Source organism: Dyella sp. EPa41 (assembly GCF_016586165.1).
Lineage (GTDB): Bacteria > Pseudomonadota > Gammaproteobacteria > Xanthomonadales > Rhodanobacteraceae > Dyella.
This window is the reverse complement of sequence record NZ_BCPR01000057.1, coordinates 1-17,225: the sequence shown is the minus strand read 5'-3', so window position 1 is coordinate 17,225 and position 17,225 is coordinate 1. Positions and strand designations below refer to the sequence as shown.

Sequence of the window (17,225 nt, the reverse complement as noted above, 5' to 3'; positions counted from 1 at the left end):
GTTCGGCCACGAGCGACAGGGCGGTCGATCTCCTTCGGCGTTTGCCGCCGGCCCCCTGTCGTATGCCACTCCCTTACGGAGGGTCTATGACAGCCTTCGCCATACTTGCCCATCAACTGGGCTTCGCGCTGCCTGGACGTGACGCCGTGTTCCAGGATCTCACCACCCGCTACGCCGGCCGGCATGCACTGGTCGGGCGCAATGGCAGCGGCAAGTCGTTGTTCGGGCGCATCCTCGCCGGCGAGCTGGTGCCTACACACGGCCAGGTGATTCGCCAGGCGACCCTGGCTTATCTGCCGCAGCGCTGGCCGGCATCGGCCGGCAGCGTTGCGATGCAACTCGGTGTGCACGGCAGATTGAGTGCGCTGCAACGCATCGAGGCTGGCAGCGTCGATCCGGCCGATTTCCAGGCGTTGGCCGACGACTGGGACGTGCGCGAGCGCCTGCGCCGCTGGCTTGCGAACGCCGGCCTGCCCGACGATATCGCGCGGCCGTGGGAAAGCCTGAGCGGCGGGGAGCGCGTACGCCTGCGATTGACGGCGATGTTCGAGCAGCGCGACCACTTCCTGATCCTGGACGAACCCGGCAACCATCTCGACCGTCGTAGCCGGTACTGGCTTCGCGAACGCCTGCATGCACACGCGGGCGGCTATCTGCTAATCAGCCACGACCGCGAGCTGCTCGATGTGGTCGACAGCATCGATGAACTCGGCCCGCATGGCTTGCGCCGATACGGAGGAGGTTATGCCGCATACGCCACGCAGCGGGAGACCGACGTGCAGGCCGCCGAGCGGCAGTTGGAGCAGGCACGCCGCGAACAGAAGGCACTGGACCGACGGCAGCAACGCGACCGTGAACGCCTTGCACAGCGCCAGCAGAAAGCGGGCCGCGAGCGCGCCAATGCCAATCTGCCGACCATCCTGCTCGACCGTCGCAAGCAACGCTCCGAGGACACCGGCGCACGCCTGCATACGGCGCAGCGTGCGCAGCAGGAGCGCCAGCATGAGCGGACCGCGCAGGCCCAGGCGCGCGTCGAATGGCATCGTCCGCAGCGGTTCGACCTGGGCGAACTTCCGGCGACGCACGCCTCGCTTCAACTGGAAGGCGTCGTGCCACCCCACGGCCACGCGCAGCCCATCGACCTGCATCTTGCACCGGGCGAGCGCCTGCACCTGGACGGTGACAACGGCAGCGGCAAATCGAGCCTGCTCGCCGCCATTGTGGACCGCGTGCCGCCACGCGCAGGCCGGATACGGCGAGGCGAGCGCGTATGGTTGATCGATCAGCATTACAGCCTGCTGCAAGACGAGGACAGCGCGCTGGACAACCTGCGCGTGCTGTCGCCGGGACACTCGCCCACGCGATACCGCGAATACCTCGCCGGCATCGGGCTGCGCGAGAAGCGCGCCGACATGCCGGCCGGCCTGCTCAGCGGCGGCGAGCGCGTGAAGCTGGCCCTGCTCGCGCTGGACAGCGCCATCGAACCCTATGACCTGTTGCTGCTCGACGAGCCGGACAGCCACTTGGATCTCGACAGTCGCCTGCTGCTCGAACAGGCACTGGCGACCTATCGCGGCTCGCTCATCCTGGTCAGCCACGACGCGGAGCTGGTCGCGCAAGCCGGTATCACGCGGCGACTGCTTCTGCACAAACCACTCGCCCACGCCACGCGGCGTGGGTGACAATCACGCGACCGCGCTGCAAGGCCTAGCCATGAAAATCGTCGAAGTCCGCCACCCGCTCATCCAGCACAAGCTCGGCCTCATGCGTCGCGCCGGCATCAGCACCAAGGAATTCCGCGAGCTCGCCTCCGAGGTGGCCTCGCTGCTGACCTACGAGGCAACGAAAGACCTGGAGACGGTCGAGAAGGCCATCGAGGGATGGGCCGGTCCGCTCACCGTGCACCAGATCAAGGGCAAGAAGGTCACCATCGTGCCGATCCTGCGCGCGGGCCTGGGCATGCTGCCCGGCGTGCTCGACATGATTCCCGCTGCCAAGGTCAGCGTGGTGGGCTTGCAGCGCGACGAGGAAACGCTCAAGCCCATCACCTATTACGAGAAGCTCACCGGGCGCATGGACGAACGCATCGCGCTCATCGTCGATCCCATGCTCGCCACCGCAGGCACGCTGGTGGCCACGGTCGACATGCTCAAGGCCGCCGGCTGCAAGCGCATCAAGGGACTGTTCCTGGTGGCCGCGCCGGAAGGCCTCAAGCGCATCGAGGCGACGCATCCGGACGTGGAGATCTTCACGGCGGCGATAGACGATCACCTCAACGAGCACGGCTACATCCTGCCGGGCCTGGGCGATGCCGGCGACAAGATCTTCGGCACGAAGCAACTGCCGACCGGCTGAGGCTTGCCGTTTGGAGGCATCGGAAGGCCATGTCTCGCGACAGGGCTCTTTCATCGACGGCAATGAGAGGCGCCGCACGAAAGTCATCGATCCGACACATGGCGATGGCATGCTTGCCGCGCCTCAATGCCCTGCCAAAACAACCATAACAATTTGATTTAAAACAATATTTTTTGGATTCCAGGCTAAAGTTGCGGCGCGGTGAGCCGACAGCTCTTGCAGCTCCCTCACCCAGACGTGCCATGTTGAAACTACCGAAGTGGATACCCGGACTCTCGCTGCGTCAGCGCCTGCTGTTGCGCCTGCTGTCCATTCTGGGCCTGCTCGCCGTGATCGGTGCGGCGGGCGCGCTGCAGTTGCATCGCGCGGACGATCGCATCCAGGGTCTCGTGCAAGGGTCGCTCAGCCCTGTCGCGGACGTCGGACGCGTGCAGAACGACTACAACAGCAGCCTGCAGGCACTGGTGCACGCGGTGCTGTCGCAACTGCCCTCCGCCGTGGACGACGCACGCACGCGCATCCATGCCGATCGCGTGGACGCCGAGCGGCACTGGAAGGCATTGCTTGGCAGTGAGCTGGCCCAGGAACAGGCGCAGTCGCTGAAGTTGACCACGGTGCATCGCGCCGAAGCCGACCGCACCATCGACGAAACGCTCGCCCTGCTCGATGCAGGCCAGTTCGACCTGGGCTCGCTCAAGCTGAGCACCGAGGTGCAGCCGGCGTACGAGCCCTTGCAGAGCGACTTTGCCAACCTGTTCCAGGCAGCGCTGGCCAAGGGCAACCAGCAGGTGCAGGTGCAGCGCCGCGCCGATCGCGACGGCATGATCGTGCTGGGAGTGATGCTGGTGGCGGCCTTGCTCATCACCATCCTGCTCGATGGCGCCTTGATGCGCTCGCTGATGCATCGCCTGAACCTGGCGATCGACGTGGCCCAACGCATCGCATCCGGCTCGCTGGGCGAACGCATCGACGTCGGCAACGACGACGAACTGGGCAAACTGCTGCAGGCGCTTGCCTCGATGGATGCGCAGCTCACCCAGGTGCTGGTGCAGGTGCGCGCCAGCGCGCATTCGGTGGACGAGCGTGCCCGTCATCTGGAGCACGACAACCACGCGCTGAGCCAGCGCACCCAGATGCAGGCCGCGGGCCTGGAGCAGACCACCGCCTCGATGGAACACATGGCATCGAATGCCGTGGAGGGCGCCGGCCATGCCCACGGTGCCGCGGGCGCAGCGCGCGAAGCCTTGCAGCATGTCGAGCAGGGCCGGCAAGTGGCCACCGAAGCGCTGGACTCCATGGGGGCGATCCAGGAAGCCAGCCGCGGCATCGCCGAGATCATCGACCTGGTCGACAGCATCGCCTTCCAGACCAACCTGCTCTCGCTCAACGCCGCCATCGAGGCCGCGCATGCAGGCGAGCGCGGACGCGGCTTCGCCGTGGTGGCGGGCGAGGTGCGCCAGCTGGCCCTGCGTTGCGTGGAGGCCGGCAAGGACATCCGGCGCCTCATCAACCACAGCACCGATGCGGTGGAGGTCGCGCGCGAACGCGTGGCCCTTTCCAGCGCGGTGCTCGACGGTATCGTGCAGGGCATGACCCGCGTATCCACCCTGGTCTCGCAGATCTCCGACAACGGCCGGAGCCAGGTCAACGGCATCACCCAGGTGAGCCGCACCATGCTGGAGATGGACCGCATCACGCAGGCCAATGCCGGGCTGGTGGACGACATCAACGCCACCGGCCACGCGCTCACTCTCGACGCCCAGGCGCTCATGCGCCAGGTCACCTTCTTCCGTCTTCCTTCGCCGCAGGAAGACATCACCGCGGCGGTGCAGGATGCACCGCTTCCACCGGCAGTGATGCCTCCACCTCGGGCCGCGAAAGCGGCCTGACGGCAACGCCAGGCATGTCAGCCATCCTCGTCTACGACCAGTCCCGCAAAGCCATGCTCGAACGCGCACTCGCCGCGGGCAGCCTCACGCCGGTGTTCCAGCCGGTGGTGCGCGTGGACACCCTCGAAGTCGTGGCGCACGAAGGGCTGAGCCGCTGCGCTTTCATGCCCGGCAAGCTATCCATCCTCGACCTGCTCGACCTCGCGCGCCTGGAAGGCCGGCTGGCCGAGGTGGAGCTGCACGCCGCACGCACCATCTGCCATGCCTTCGCCGCACGGGCGGAAACCGGCCGGCTGCTGGTGAACCTCAGCGCGCACGCCATCCTGCAGGATGCGATGCGTCCTGACGACGTGCTGTTTGCGCTCACCGCGAGCGGCCTGGACCCGGCGCGCGTCACCATCGAAGTGACCGAACGCGATGCGGTGGAAAACCCCGCCCGGCTCGCGCACGCCCTGGGCTATCTGCGCGCCCACGGCATGCGCATCGCGCTTGACGACTTCGGCAACGGCCACTCCAACTTCGAGATGTGGAACGAGATCCACCCCGACGTGGTGAAGATCGATCGCTACCTCATCCACGGTATATCGCGCAGCGCGGGACGCCTGGCCATCGTGCGCGCGCTGTGCCAGGTGGCCGAGTCGCTGGGCACCGACCTGGTCGGCGAAGGCGTGGAAGATCCGGCCGACCTGCGGGTGTTGCGCGACCTTGGCATTCCTTTCGCGCAGGGCTTCCTGCTCGGCCGGCCGCAGCCCGAAACGGTGAGCGAAGCATCGGCCGAGGCGAAGCTGCTCCTGCGTACGTCATCGGTATCGGTGCTGCCGCGACCGCGCGGCCCGGTCACCCAGCGCCCTACCCAGGTCAGCCATCTGCTGATCGAAGCGCCTGCGGTCCACCCCAGGCAGACGAACGAAGAGGTCATGGCCTTGTTCGTCGATTACCCCGAGTTGCACGCCGTGGCCGTGGTGAAGGACGGCCACCCCATTGGATTGATCAACCGGCGCCTGGTGAACGAACGCATGGCGCAGCCCTTTGCGCGCGAACTGCTCGCACGCAAGTCGTGCACGGCGCTGATGAACAGCGCTCCGCTGGTGTGCGACGAACACCGAAGCCTGGAAAGCCTCTCCGACGTGCTGCGCGGCGAAGACCAGCGCTATCTCGCCGACGGCTTCATCGTCACCAGCCGTGGGCAATACCGCGGGCTGGGCACCGGCGAGGCGCTGGTGCGCCGGGTGAGCGAGCTGCGCATCGAGGCCGCGCGGCATGCCAACCCGCTCACCTTCCTGCCCGGCAACATTCCCACCACCGAGCATCTGGAACGCCTGCTGCAAGGTGGGGAACGGATTGCCGTGGTGCACGTGGATCTCACCGACTTCAAGCCGTTCAACGACCACTACGGCTATTCGCGCGGCGACGAGATGATCCGCTTGTTGTCCAGCCTGCTGGCCGAACATGTCGATCCGGCACTGGACTTCATCGGCCACATCGGCGGCGACGATTTCGTGGTGCTGTTCCAGAGCGAAGACTGGCAGGTGCGCAGCGAACGCGTCATCGATGCGTTCAACCAACGCTCGCCCCATCTCTTCGACGCGTCCGACATCGCGCGCGGCGGCTTGCGCGGCACGGATCGGCGCGGCGAGCCGCAGTTCTTTCCCTTCACTACGGTCGTGATGGGTGCTGTCGAGTTGTCGCCACCGCTGCCGCTGCGGGTACAGCCGATCACTACGCTGGCCGCCCGCGCCAAGCGGCACGCGAAGCGGGCCGGCGTCGGCATGCATGTGTTCTCACGCGCGACATCGCCGACCTGATATCTGCCGGGCTGTAAAAAAAAACCCGCCCGTTGACGGGCGGGGATCCATGGGCCGCGAGGCGAATCAGCGCCGGAAACGGTCCGTCGCCTGCACCAGCTCGGAAATGTTGCCCGGCTCGAATGCCGAGTGGCCGGCATCCTGCACGACGCGCAGGTCGGCTTCCGGCCACGCGCGATGCAGGTCCCACGCGCTGCGCATCGGGCACACCACGTCGTAACGGCCCTGCACGATCACCGCCGGAATGTGGCGGATACGCTCCACGTTGCGAAGCAACTGGTCATCGTGTTCGAAGAAGCCGCCGTGAACGAAGTAGTGGCACTCGATGCGCGCAAACGCGAGCGCGAATTCGTCCTCGCCGCTGGATTCGATATGACCGGTGTCCTGCCACAGGTAACTGGTGGCGCCCTCCCACACCGACCAGGCGCGGGCGGCGTTCACGCGCACCTGCGGGTCGCTGCTGGTGAGCCGCCGGTAGTAGGCGCTCATCAGGTCGCCGCGCTCCACCTCCGGAATCGCCTTCAGGTACGGCTCCCACGCATCCGGATACAGCGCGTCGCAACCCTTCTGGTAGAACCACTCCAGCTCCCAGCGCCGCAGCATGAAGATGCCGCGCAGCACCAGTTCGGTGACCTGCTCGGGATGCGTCTGCGCGTAGGCCAGCGCCAGTGTCGAACCCCACGAGCCGCCGAACACCTGCCAGCGGTCGATGCCCAGGTGGGTGCGGATGCGCTCGATGTCGTTGACCAGATGCCAGGTGGTGTTGTCCTTCAGCTCCGCGTGCGGCGTGGACTTGCCGCAGCCGCGCTGGTCGAACAGCACGATGCGGTACACCGCCGGGTCGAAGAAGCGCCGGCACTTCGGGTTGGTGCCGCCGCCCGGGCCGCCATGCAGGAACACCACCGGCTTGCCGTTCGGGTTGCCGCTCTGCTCGTAGTAGAGCGTGTGCAGGTCCGAGACCTTCAGCATGCCGCTGTCGTACGGTTCGATCTCGGGGTACAGCGTGCGTAGCGACTGGGACATGCTCTTGCTCCTGACAGCGGGGACGGGTCGGCCAATTAGGCTAGCACGCCCCCGCTGCGCAGGCTGGCTCAAGGCCGACCGACGGTAAGCACCGTGAAGCTGTCCGGCTCGACCGCGGGATGGTGTCCCTCGGTCGCCGTTCCGGCGAGCTTGGCCGCCGAGAGATACAGGCGGTGCAGCTTGGGATCGAGCGTCAGCGTGCGCGCGCTCGGCTGGGTCGCAATGGTCTGCGCGACCCGATAGTGATCGGCATCGTCCTGGTGCACGGCCGTGATGTTGCCGCTCTCGCCATTGGAGCTGAAGACGGTCGCCGTGCCCGCGTCGTACACCACGGCGTCCGGCCCGTCGCCGATCGACACGGTCGCGACCAGCTTGCCGCTCGACGCATCCGTCACGGCCATCTGCTGGTTGTCGCACACCGAGAACAGGCGATGATGCGTGTTGTCGATCGCCAAGCCGCTCGGCGACTCGCAGGTGCCCAGCTTCCAGCTCGCCAGCACCTTGTTCGCCCGCGAATCGATCTCCACCAGTTCGGCGCGGTCTTCGATGTTCACGAACACGTGCCCGGCTTCATCGCTCACGGCAAACTCCGGCTTGCCGGACAACGCCACCGTGGCGATCACCTTGCTGTCCGCCGGATCGATCACGCTGAAGGAATGCCCCCTGCCGTTGAACGTGAGCACATGCTTCGACGCGGGATCGAAAAGAATGGCATCGGGGTTCTCGCCGGTGCCCGACACCGTGGTCACAGTCTTCAGCGAATCGAGATCGAACACCGTGACCGACGCACTCTTCCCGTTGCTGGTGTAACCGCGATGCGTCGCCTGATCGATGGCGATGCCATGCACGCCCTGCGTGCCGGCGATGGTGCCGATCGCCTTGTCCTTGTCCACGTCCACCACGTCGACGCGATCTCCGCGGCTCACGAACAGATGGCGGCGCTGCGCGTCGAAGCTGAGGTAGTCCCAGCCACCCGGGCCACCGAGCTTCAACCGTGACAGTACGCGGTAATCGGCGGAGGGCGACGTTTCCGCCGCATGGACGGTACAGGCCGCCGCCAGCGCGAGAGCGAGGGTGCCGAGGACGTAGCGTTGCATGGGGCAGGCCTTTCGGTGAGGAAGTCCACAGCATGCGACCCGGGGACTTAGGTTTGGCTTACGGTCCGCCCGTCAGTCGAACAACTTGCCCGGGTTGAGCAGGCCCTTCGGGTCGAACACCCGGCGCACGCCGCGCATCAAGGCAATTTCGGCCGCGCTGCGCGTGCTGCCCAGGTAGGGGCGCTTTACCAGGCCAATGCCATGCTCCGCCGAAATGCTGCCGCCATGGCGCTGCAAGGTCTCGGCCAGCAGCTTGGTGACGTGCTCGCACTGGCCGATGAAATCCGCCTCGGAAAGATCGGCCGGGCGCAGCACGTTGATGTGCAGGTTGCCGTCGCCGATATGGCCGAACCACACCACGTCGAAATGCGGGTACGCGTTACCCAGCAGCGCCTGGATTTCGTGCAGGAACGCCGGCAGCGCGCTGATCCGCAGGGAAATGTCGTTCTTGTAGGGGCGGTGCGGGGCGAGGCTCTCGGTGATGCCTTCGCGCAACCGCCACAGGGCGGCGGCCTGCGCTTCGCTCTGCGCGATCACGCCGTCGCTGATCCAGCCTTGTTCCATGCCATGTTCGAACGCGGCGAGCGCCGCGTCCTGCGCGGCTTCGTCCCCATCGAACTCGGTCACCACGTAGTACGGATGGTCACCGTCGATCGCACGCTGCGCGCCGTGCGCCAACACGTGCTTGAGCGCGACGTCGGTGAGGAACTCGAAGGCCTGCAGCGAAAGCCGCGCGCGGAACAGCGCGAACACTTCCATCAATGCATCCATGCCAGGCAAGGCCAGCAGCATCACCTGCGATGGCGGCGGCGGATCGGTAAGCCGCAACGTGGCATCCACCACGATGCCGAGCGTGCCTTCCGAACCGATCATGAGGTGGCGCAGGTCGTAACCGCTGGAGTTCTTGATCAGGCCACGGTTGAGCTGCAGCAGTTCGCCGTTGCCCGCCACCACGGTAAGCCCGGCGATCCACTCGCGCGTGTTGCCGTAGCGGATCACCCGGATGCCGCCCGCATTGGTCGCGATATTGCCGCCGATGGAGCAGGATCCACGCGCGGCGAAATCCACCGGATAGATCAGTCCGTGCTCTTTCGCTGCCTCGTGCACCGCGTGGAGCGTCATGCCGGACTGCACCGTCAGCGTGCGATCCACCGCATCGAAGTCGAGCACGCGGTTCATGCGTTCCAGGCTGAGCACCAGTTCGCCATTCGCCGCGACGGCACCGCCCGACAACCCGGTCCTGCCGCCCGAGGGCACGACCGCCACGCCATGTTCGTTGGCCCAGCGCACGATGGCCTGCACTTCGGCGACTTCGCCCGGCAACGCGACGGCCAGCGGCTTAGGCGTCCAACGGCGAGTCCAGTCACGGCCGTAGTGTTCCAGGTCGGACGGATCGGTGAGCAGGCGAAGCTTGGGCAGGCGGTCGGCCAGATCGGCCAGACGGGCGTCGGTCATGGATACGGTCCTTGGGATCGTTTGCAGCCTGCCAGCGCGAGCGCGCAACGTCTAGGGCGACGCTGAATAAATATCGCCGTCGTCCCACGGGACTAGCTTCGCGTCGTCACCCGCCCTGTCTGTTCGCAGGCCACAGGGCCGTTGGCGAAAGCAGACTGGTCGTCTGTCGAGCCAGCGGACCAAAGGCCTGCGGACAGACAGGGTGGGCCCCAACCGATCGAATTTCACATGCCAGGGTGATGGCTGGAAGGGTGGCCGGCCGCGCCGCGTGGCTTGGCAAGACGACCAGTCTTCCCGGCGCCACGCGACACACCCGGCCACCCTTCCAGGCATCATGACGACGGCGATATTTATTCAGCATCACCCTGCTGCTGCAACGCCGCAAATCCGCCCCAAGGTCTGGCATAGTGGAGGGGTTCATCCTTGCGCCATGGCCCATGAAGACCTCGTTCCCGAAACAAGACATCAAGGTGCTCCTGCTGGAAGGCGTCAGCCGCAGCGCCGTGGAAAGCTTCCAGCGCGCCGGCTACAGCCAGATCGAATTCCACGAAAAAGCGCTGCCGGAAGCGGATTTGAAGGCACGCATCGCCGACGCGCACATCGTCGGCATCCGCTCCCGCAGCCACCTCACCGCGGACGTGCTTCAGCAGGCTAAACGGCTAATCGCCGTCGGCTGCTTCTGCATCGGCACCAACCAGGTGGACCTTGCCGCCGCCCGCCTGCAGGGCGTGCCGGTATTCAACGCGCCCTACTCCAACACCCGCAGCGTGGCCGAATTGGTTATCGCTGAAACCATCATGCTGCTGCGCGGCATCCCGCAGAAGAACGCGCTGTGCCACCGCGGCGGCTGGACCAAGTCGGCGGCCGGCAGCTTCGAGGCGCGCGACAAGGTGCTGGGCATCGTGGGCTACGGCCACATCGGCACCCAGGTCGGCGTGCTGGCCGAGAGCCTGGGCATGCGCGTGATCTTCCACGACATCGAATCGAAGCTTTCGCTGGGCAATGCCCGCGCCGCGGACAGTCTCAACGACCTGCTCGAGCGCGCCGACGTGGTGACATTGCACGTGCCGGAAACACCCTCCACCAGGTTGATGATCGGCGAGCGCGAGCTGTCGCGCATGCGCCAGGGCGCCGTGCTCATCAATGCTTCCCGCGGCACCGTGGTCGACATCGACGCGCTCGCGGCGGCGTTGCGCAGCGGCCACCTTTCCGGCGCCGCCGTGGACGTGTTCCCGGTGGAACCGAAAGGCAACGACGATGCCTTCGTCTCGCCGCTGGTCGGCATGGACAACGTGATCCTCACCCCGCACATCGGCGGCAGCACGCTCGAAGCCCAGGACAACATCGGCATCGAAGTGGCCAGCAAGCTGGTGCGCTACAGCGACAACGGCTCCACCCTGTCGGCGGTGAACTTCCCCGAGGTATCGCTGCCCGAACACCCGCGCAGCCGCCGCCTGCTGCACATCCACCGCAACGTGCCGGGCGTGCTCTCGCGCATCAACGAGCTGTTCTCGGCCGGCAACATCAACATCGACGCCCAGTTCCTGCAGACCGACAGCGAAGTGGGCTACGTGGTGATCGACGTGGCCGCCGACGAAAAACAGTCCGCCGCACTCAGGGACCAGCTCGCCGCCATCCAGGGCACCCTGCGCAGTCGCGTGCTGTACTGAGATCTCCGCAGCTCACATCAACAAAAACGGCGCCCAAGGGCGCCGTTTTGCTATCTGTTGCCGAATTGGTCGGGACGGCGGGATTCGAACCCACGACCCTCTGCCCCCCAGGCAGATGCGCTACCAGGCTGCGCTACGCCCCGACGATGCGGCAAGTCGACAAGTCTACCAGCAGAGCCGGTAGCACCGGAAGCCTTCAATGGCTCAGCGACGCAGCAGCGCCAGCACTTCCTCCAGTTCCATGCGCACCTGGCGCACGATCTGGTGGGAGATGCTCGACTCCATGCGCGCCTGCGGGCCTTCCAGCCGGGCGCGAGCGCCGGTGATGGTGAAGCCCTCGTCGTACAGCAGGCCACGGATCTGCCGGATCATCAGCACATCGTGACGCTGGTAGTAGCGGCGGTTGCCGCGACGCTTGACGGGGTTGAGGGCGGGAAACTCCTGTTCCCAATACCGCAGCACATGCGGCTTGACGCCACACAACTCGCTTACCTCACCGATCGTGAAGTAGCGCTTCGCCGGAATGGCGGGAAGCTCGGTGTTATTCCCTTGGTCCAGCATAGCCCTCGACTCGCACCTTGAGTTTCTGACCCGGACGGAACGTCACCACGCGGCGGGCGGAAATGGGAATTTCCTCGCCCGTCTTGGGGTTGCGGCCCGGCCGCTGGTTTTTCTGGCGCAGGTCGAAATTGCCGAAGCCCGACAGCTTCACCTGCTCGCCCTTTTCCAACGCTTCGCGGACGACCTCGAAGTAGGCGTCGACGAATTCCTTTGCCTCACGCTTGTTGAGGCCCACCTCGAGAAATAGGCGCTCAGCCATCTCCGCTTTGGTCAGCGCCATCTTATCCTCGCAACTTTGCCTTGCATGCCTGCTCCAACGCTGCGACTGCTTCACGTATGTTACGGTCGGCGTCGTCGTCGGTAAGCGTGCGTGAAGCGTCCTGTAAAATCAAGCCCATAGCGAGACTCTTTCGGCCCGCTTCGACCCCCTTGCCGCTGTACCGGTCGAACAGGCGCAGCTCCTTGAGCTGGCCGCCGAGGGCGCCCCGGACCACCTGCTCGACCTGCGCCCAGCTGACCTCTTCGGGGACGTCCATGGCGATGTCGCGGCGAACCGACGGGAAGCGCGGCACCGGCTGCGCCTTGGGCAGGCGCCGGGCCAGCACCGGCTCCAGTTCCAGTTCCAGCACATGGACATCGGCCCCGAGGTCCAGGGCTTTAGCCAGCTGGGGATGCAGGGCACCCAGGAAACCGACCGTGACACCGTCACGGGTGACGCGGGCACCCCGGCCCGGATGCAGCCAGCCAGGCAGGCCATCGGCATGGACCGCCCAGCGGTCGGCCTCGCCACCCCAGGCGATCAGGGAATCCAGATCGCCCTTGAGGTCGTGGAAGTCGAGCGTGCGGGACGCTTCCCCCCACTGCTCCGCGCGTGCCGTACCCGAGGCCACGATGGCCAGGCTCGGCGTCTCGGTCGGCGCGTCCTTGCGGGCAGCGGCCTCGGGAGAGATGCGGAAGCTGCGGCCGACCTCGAACAGGCGCACGCGCTCCTGCTGGCGGGCGCGGTTGTGCGAGAGCGCGGTGACCAGGCCCGGCAGCAGCGAGGGGCGCATCACCGCCAGGTCCGCCGACAGCGGATTGGCCAGCGGCACCCACTGTTCGGTCATGCCCCAGCGCTGCAGCAAATCGTTGCCGATGAAGGCGAGGTTCACCGCCTCGTAGTAACCGCGCGCCGCAAGCTGTTCGCGCACGGCCAGCTCGTTGAGGCGGGCTTCTGGCTCCACCGCCAGCGTCAAGGCGCCGGCCGGCGTGCTGGTCGGGATGTTTTCGTAGCCGTGGATGCGCGCGACCTCTTCGATCAGGTCTTCTTCGCGCTCGATGTCGAAGCGGCGGCTGGGCGCGGTGACCTGCCAGCCATCCACCCGCGGCGCGACCGCCATGCCCAGCGCCGTGAAGATGCGCACGACCTCGTCATCGGCCACGGTGAGGCCCAGCACGCGCGCCAGTCGCGCGCGACGCAACAGGATCGGCTCGGGCGAACGCAGGTGCTCGGGCAGCGTGGTATCGATCAACGGACCGGCGACGCCGCCGGCGATGTCCAGGATCAGGCGCGTGGCGTATTCGACGGCGATGCCAGGCAGCTGCGGGTCCACGCCGCGCTCGAAGCGATGCCCGGCGTCGGTATGCATGCCCAGCTTGCGGCTGCGGCCGATGATGGCCGACGGCACCCAGTGCGCGGCTTCCAGGAACACGTTGCGCGTGGTGTCGGTAACGCGTGTTTCCGAGCCACCCATGATGCCGCCCAGCGCCACGGCGCGCGCGCCCTTGCCGCCTTGGCTGTCGGAAACCACGAGGAAATCGGGATCCAGCTCCACCGTGCGTCCATCGAGCAGGGCCAGCGCCTCGCCGGCGCGCGCGGCGCGCACGACGATCTCGCCTTCCAGCTTGTCCTTGTCAAACGCATGCATCGGCTGGCCCAGTTCCAGCATCACGTACTGGGTGACGTCCACCAGGAAGCTGATCGGACGCAGGCCGCTGCGACGCAGGCGTTCGGCCATCCAGACCGGCGTCTGCACCGAGGCGTCCACGTTGTCGATGACACGGCCCGCGAAGCGCGGCACCAGCGCGCCTGCCTCCAGCGAAACCGCCAGGGTGGCGTCGCTCTGCGCCGGCACCGGCGTGGTGTCGAGCGCAATGACCTGGCCACCCAGCGCGGCGGCGACGTCGAAGGCAATGCCGCGCACGCTGAAACAGTCGGCGCGGTTGGGCGTCAACTTGATCTCGATGCTGGCATCCGGCAGGCCAAGGTAGGTGGCGAGCGGCGTGCCGACCGGCGCGTCGCCGGGCAGTTCGAGCAGGCCCGAGGCGTCCGGATCGATACCCAGCTCCTTGGCGGAGCACAGCATGCCGAACGACTCCACGCCGCGCAGCTTCGCCGCCTTGATGGCGATGCCACCCGGCAGCTGCGCGCCCACCTTCGCCAGCGGCGCGACCAGGCCCGCACGCGCGTTCGGCGCGCCACAGACGATCTGGACGATGCCGTCGCCGGTGTCGACTTCGCACACCTGCAGGCGATCCGCCTCAGGGTGGCGCTGCGCGCTGACGATGCGCGCGACAACCACGCCATCGAGCGCGTCGCCGAGCGAGGTGACCTCTTCCACTTCAAGGCCGATCGCCGTCAGCGTCGCGGCGAGTTCATCGCGCGAGGCCTGCGTCGGCACGTGGTGGCGCAACCAGTTTTCCGAGAATTTCATGCGTTTCGGTTCCTGCCTCGATTACGCGAACTGCTTGAGGAAGCGCAGATCGTTCTCGAAGAACGCGCGCAGATCGGAGACGCCATAGCGAAGCATCGCGAAGCGCTCCACGCCCAGGCCGAACGCGAAGCCGGTGTAGCGCTCCGGATCGATGCCGCAGTTCTTCAGCACGTTGGGGTGCACCATGCCGCAGCCCAGCACTTCCAGCCAGCGCGTGCTGCCGTCTTCGGCGTCCCAGCGGATGTCCACTTCGGCCGAGGGTTCGGTGAAGGGGAAGTAGCTGGGGCGGAAGCGCATCTCGAAGTCGCGCTCGAAGAACGCGCGGATGAATTCCGCCAGCGTGCCCTTGAGATCGGCGAAGCTGGAGGTTTCATCCACCAGCAGGCCTTCGATCTGGTGGAACATCGGCGAGTGCGTCTGGTCCGAGTCGCTGCGGTAGACCTTGCCCGGCGCGATGATGCGGATCGGCGGCTGGCGGCCCTGCATCGAACGCACCTGCACCGGCGAGGTATGCGTGCGCAGCAGGCGGCCGTCGCCGAAGTAGAAGGTGTCGTGCATGGCGCGCGCCGGATGATGCGGCGGGAAATTCAGCGCCTCGAAGTTGTGCCAGTCGTCCTCGATCTCCGGACCGTCGGCACGCTGGTAGCCCAGGCGCGCGAAGATGGCGCTGATGCGTTCGAGCGCGCGCGTGATCGGATGGATGCCACCGCGTTCGCCGTCGCGGCCGGGCAGCGTGATGTCGATGGTTTCCGAGGCGAGGCGACGATCCAGCTCGGCCTGCTCCAGCGCCTGCTTGCGCGCGGCCAGCGCATCGGCCAGGCGATCCTTGACGCGGTTGACCTCGGCGCCGCGCGCCTTGCGCTCGTCGGGCGACAACGTGCCCAGCGCCTTCAGCGCGGCCGTGACGATGCCGCTCTTGCCCAGGAGGCTCACGCGCAGCGCATCGAGCGCTTCCAACGTGTCGGCCTTGTCGATATCGGCCAGCGCGGTTGAGGCGCGGCTATCCAGATCGTCCATCGATGCGACTCTCGCTTTATCCCCTCTCCCTTTTGGGGAGAGGGCCAGGGTGAGGGGGCGCTCTTGCGATATCGCTGCATCGAAGCGACCTTCGATCTGAAATGGAGGCCAGAGTGTCCCCTCACCCCAACCCTTTCCCCGGTGGGGAGAGGGAGCAAATATCGCAGAGCCATCAAACAAAACGGGGAGGAGGCTTTAGGCCTCCTCCCCGCGAGCGTTACGCGCATCCCTTGAAGAGTGCGGCCATGGATGGCCGCTTCTTGATCTTCGCGATCAAGGATGAGCGCACAAGTTACGCCGCCAGACTGGCCTTCGCCTTTTCTGCGATCGCACCAAACGCCTTGATGTCGTGCACGGCGATGTCCGCCAGCACCTTGCGGTCGACGGTGATGCCGGCCTTCGACAGGCCATTGATCAGGCGGCTGTAGGACAGGCCGAACTGACGGGCGGCGGCGTTGATACGCACGATCCACAGGGCGCGGAACTGGCGCTTGCGCTGCTTGCGGCCGATGTAGGCGTACTGACCGGCCTTGATGACGGCCTGGTTGGCAACGCGGAAGACCTTGCGACGGGCGTTGTAGTAACCCTTCGCGCGGCCAATGATCTTCTTGTGACGACGACGGGCGGTAACGCCACGCTTAACACGAGCCATGGTTCAGTCCTCCGCCTTAGAGATACGGCAACATGCGTGCCACACCCTTGGTGTCGCAAGCCTTGACGTGGTTGGTCGCACGCAGACCGCGCTTACGCTTGGTCGACTTCTTGGTCAGGATGTGCGACTTGAAGGCGTGACCGGCCTTGAACTTGCCCGACGCGGTCTTGCGAAAACGCTTCGCAGCCGCCCGGTTGGTCTTGATCTTGGGCATGGAAATGCTCCCTGATGGGGATGAACCCCGGTTTCTGACTGATCTGGCGGTGGCCTGGCGACCACGCTTTCCGTCCTGCCAGCATCGGTGCACGACCCGTCCTGGTGGGTCGAACCGGCGATTATAGGGAGGACTGGGGGCATTTGCCAGCATTTGGGTGCCCCTGTCTTGGGAAAGCCTGACTGGCCTGACTGCAGGCGCGCGCCCTTCCCGCCTCTGGGCGGGCGAGAGTCAGGGGCCGGCTTTGGGTTCTTTCGGCTTTGGCGGGTTGCCTTTCGCTCTTGTGGGGTGATCCCCCGACCTGGCCCGCCTGCGACCGAAGGGACGGCGAGCCTCCGACCTCCTGCCGGCGACGCGAAGCTAGTCCCTGTGGGGCGACGCGAAGCTAGTCCCTGTGGGGCGACGCGCAGCTAGCCCCTGTGGGGCGACGCGAAGCTAGTCCCTATGGGGCGACGCGAAGCCAGGTCCCGTGGGAAGGCCGGGCGACTTTCTCTTGCTTGCCCAAGAGAAAGTCACCACCGAGGTGGTGGCAATGCCAAAGAGAAAGCCCCCCCCGCGTGGCGCTGTCTGGGCCGCGCCCAGCCAGTCCGTGAGGGGCGGCCGGGCTTTTCGACCGGGCTCCTGCCCGGATGAAAAGTGCCCGACATCCCTGTCGGGCACTCCTGCGGGGCCTGATCGTCCACCCCTCACCGCCACACAGGGGATATTCGAAGGCTCGTGCCGCTGCGCGGCACATCGCATCGAGGAGCCGGTGGCTACGGTTCGTTGTAGGAGAGGTTTTGGCGAGCACCCAC

The 17,225-nt window shown here is 66.3% G+C and carries 14 protein-coding genes and 1 tRNA gene; 5 read left to right on the top strand and 10 right to left on the bottom strand.

Annotation, left to right across the window (positions count from 1 at the left end; genetic code table 11):
* Positions 1-86: 86 nt before the first annotated feature.
* The 4 genes from JMF82_RS16355 to JMF82_RS16340 all read left to right on the top strand — a co-directional run bounded on the left by JMF82_RS16355 (position 87) and on the right by JMF82_RS16340 (position 6,049).
* Positions 87-1,682: an ATP-binding cassette domain-containing protein gene (locus JMF82_RS16355; protein WP_201315617.1), complete on the top strand. Its 1,596-nt coding sequence runs from the start codon at positions 87-89 to the stop codon at positions 1,680-1,682.
* A 31-nt stretch (positions 1,683-1,713) separates the two neighbouring features.
* Positions 1,714-2,355: a uracil phosphoribosyltransferase gene (upp, locus tag JMF82_RS16350; protein ID WP_201315616.1), complete on the top strand. Its 642-nt coding sequence runs from the start codon at positions 1,714-1,716 to the stop codon at positions 2,353-2,355.
* 242 nt (positions 2,356-2,597) lie between these two features.
* Positions 2,598-4,244 (top strand): methyl-accepting chemotaxis protein, encoded by a 1,647-nt coding sequence (locus JMF82_RS16345; RefSeq protein WP_201315615.1) that lies wholly within the window; start codon positions 2,598-2,600, stop codon positions 4,242-4,244.
* Positions 4,245-4,258: 14 nt separating this feature from the next.
* Positions 4,259-6,049, top strand: coding sequence for an EAL domain-containing protein (locus JMF82_RS16340; RefSeq protein WP_201315614.1), 1,791 nt, complete (start codon positions 4,259-4,261; stop codon positions 6,047-6,049).
* A 66-nt stretch (positions 6,050-6,115) separates the two neighbouring features.
* Here the strand turns inward: JMF82_RS16340 and pip are convergent, their stop codons facing one another.
* The 3 genes from pip to JMF82_RS16325 form a co-directional block, all read right to left on the bottom strand.
* Entirely contained in the window at positions 6,116-7,072 is a 957-nt protein-coding gene (pip, locus tag JMF82_RS16335; protein WP_201315613.1) for a prolyl aminopeptidase, read from the bottom strand.
* Positions 7,073-7,140: 68 nt separating this feature from the next.
* The gene (locus JMF82_RS16330; protein ID WP_201315612.1) at positions 7,141-8,169 is read right to left on the bottom strand and encodes a YncE family protein; all 1,029 of its coding nucleotides are present in this window, start codon (positions 8,167-8,169) and stop codon (positions 7,141-7,143) included.
* 72 nt (positions 8,170-8,241) lie between these two features.
* Positions 8,242-9,624, bottom strand: coding sequence for an FAD-binding oxidoreductase (locus tag JMF82_RS16325; RefSeq protein WP_201315611.1), 1,383 nt, complete (start codon positions 9,622-9,624; stop codon positions 8,242-8,244).
* A 437-nt stretch (positions 9,625-10,061) separates the two neighbouring features.
* Between JMF82_RS16325 and serA the strand changes: the two genes are divergently transcribed.
* Positions 10,062-11,294, top strand: coding sequence for a phosphoglycerate dehydrogenase (gene serA, locus JMF82_RS16320; protein WP_201315610.1), 1,233 nt, complete (start codon positions 10,062-10,064; stop codon positions 11,292-11,294).
* Between the two features lie 66 nt (positions 11,295-11,360).
* Here serA and JMF82_RS16315 read toward each other — a convergent pair.
* The 7 genes from JMF82_RS16315 to rpmI form a co-directional block, all read right to left on the bottom strand.
* A tRNA-Pro gene (locus tag JMF82_RS16315) sits at positions 11,361-11,437 on the bottom strand.
* Positions 11,438-11,498: 61 nt separating this feature from the next.
* A complete protein-coding gene (locus tag JMF82_RS16310; protein ID WP_019467383.1) occupies positions 11,499-11,855 on the bottom strand; it encodes a MerR family transcriptional regulator in 357 nt (118 codons plus the stop codon).
* On the bottom strand, positions 11,836-12,135 hold the full coding sequence (ihfA, locus tag JMF82_RS16305) for an integration host factor subunit alpha (RefSeq protein WP_019467382.1): 300 nt from the start codon (positions 12,133-12,135) through the stop codon (positions 11,836-11,838). Before ihfA ends, JMF82_RS16310 begins: the two co-directional genes overlap by 20 nt.
* A 1-nt stretch (position 12,136) precedes the next feature.
* On the bottom strand, positions 12,137-14,548 hold the full coding sequence (gene pheT / locus JMF82_RS16300) for a phenylalanine--tRNA ligase subunit beta (protein WP_201315609.1): 2,412 nt from the start codon (positions 14,546-14,548) through the stop codon (positions 12,137-12,139).
* 21 nt (positions 14,549-14,569) lie between these two features.
* A complete protein-coding gene (gene pheS, locus JMF82_RS16295; RefSeq protein ID WP_201315608.1) occupies positions 14,570-15,565 on the bottom strand; it encodes a phenylalanine--tRNA ligase subunit alpha in 996 nt (331 codons plus the stop codon).
* Between the two features lie 292 nt (positions 15,566-15,857).
* Positions 15,858-16,217: a 50S ribosomal protein L20 gene (gene rplT, locus JMF82_RS16290; protein ID WP_038615749.1), complete on the bottom strand. Its 360-nt coding sequence runs from the start codon at positions 16,215-16,217 to the stop codon at positions 15,858-15,860.
* A 16-nt stretch (positions 16,218-16,233) separates the two neighbouring features.
* Positions 16,234-16,431: a 50S ribosomal protein L35 gene (rpmI, locus tag JMF82_RS16285; protein WP_038615747.1), complete on the bottom strand. Its 198-nt coding sequence runs from the start codon at positions 16,429-16,431 to the stop codon at positions 16,234-16,236.
* Positions 16,432-17,225 lie beyond the last annotated feature (794 nt).

What these genes read in the sequence shown, in the direction of transcription:
- JMF82_RS16325 (WP_201315611.1), bottom strand. Translation starts at nt 9,624, where the DNA reads ATGACCGACGCCCGTCTGGCCGATCTGGCCGACCGCCTGCCCAAGCTT.
- JMF82_RS16345 (WP_201315615.1), top strand. Translation starts at nt 2,598, where the DNA reads ATGTTGAAACTACCGAAGTGGATACCCGGACTCTCGCTGCGTCAGCGC.
- rplT (WP_038615749.1), bottom strand. Translation starts at nt 16,217, where the DNA reads ATGGCTCGTGTTAAGCGTGGCGTTACCGCCCGTCGTCGTCACAAGAAG.
- pheT (WP_201315609.1), bottom strand. Translation starts at nt 14,548, where the DNA reads ATGAAATTCTCGGAAAACTGGTTGCGCCACCACGTGCCGACGCAGGCC.
- JMF82_RS16340 (WP_201315614.1), top strand. Translation starts at nt 4,259, where the DNA reads ATGTCAGCCATCCTCGTCTACGACCAGTCCCGCAAAGCCATGCTCGAA.
- JMF82_RS16355 (WP_201315617.1), top strand. Translation starts at nt 87, where the DNA reads ATGACAGCCTTCGCCATACTTGCCCATCAACTGGGCTTCGCGCTGCCT.
- ihfA (WP_019467382.1), bottom strand. Translation starts at nt 12,135, where the DNA reads ATGGCGCTGACCAAAGCGGAGATGGCTGAGCGCCTATTTCTCGAGGTG.
- JMF82_RS16310 (WP_019467383.1), bottom strand. Translation starts at nt 11,855, where the DNA reads ATGCTGGACCAAGGGAATAACACCGAGCTTCCCGCCATTCCGGCGAAG.
- upp (WP_201315616.1), top strand. Translation starts at nt 1,714, where the DNA reads ATGAAAATCGTCGAAGTCCGCCACCCGCTCATCCAGCACAAGCTCGGC.
- rpmI (WP_038615747.1), bottom strand. Translation starts at nt 16,431, where the DNA reads ATGCCCAAGATCAAGACCAACCGGGCGGCTGCGAAGCGTTTTCGCAAG.
- pheS (WP_201315608.1), bottom strand. Translation starts at nt 15,565, where the DNA reads ATGGACGATCTGGATAGCCGCGCCTCAACCGCGCTGGCCGATATCGAC.
- JMF82_RS16330 (WP_201315612.1), bottom strand. Translation starts at nt 8,169, where the DNA reads ATGCAACGCTACGTCCTCGGCACCCTCGCTCTCGCGCTGGCGGCGGCC.
- pip (WP_201315613.1), bottom strand. Translation starts at nt 7,072, where the DNA reads ATGTCCCAGTCGCTACGCACGCTGTACCCCGAGATCGAACCGTACGAC.
- serA (WP_201315610.1), top strand. Translation starts at nt 10,062, where the DNA reads ATGAAGACCTCGTTCCCGAAACAAGACATCAAGGTGCTCCTGCTGGAA.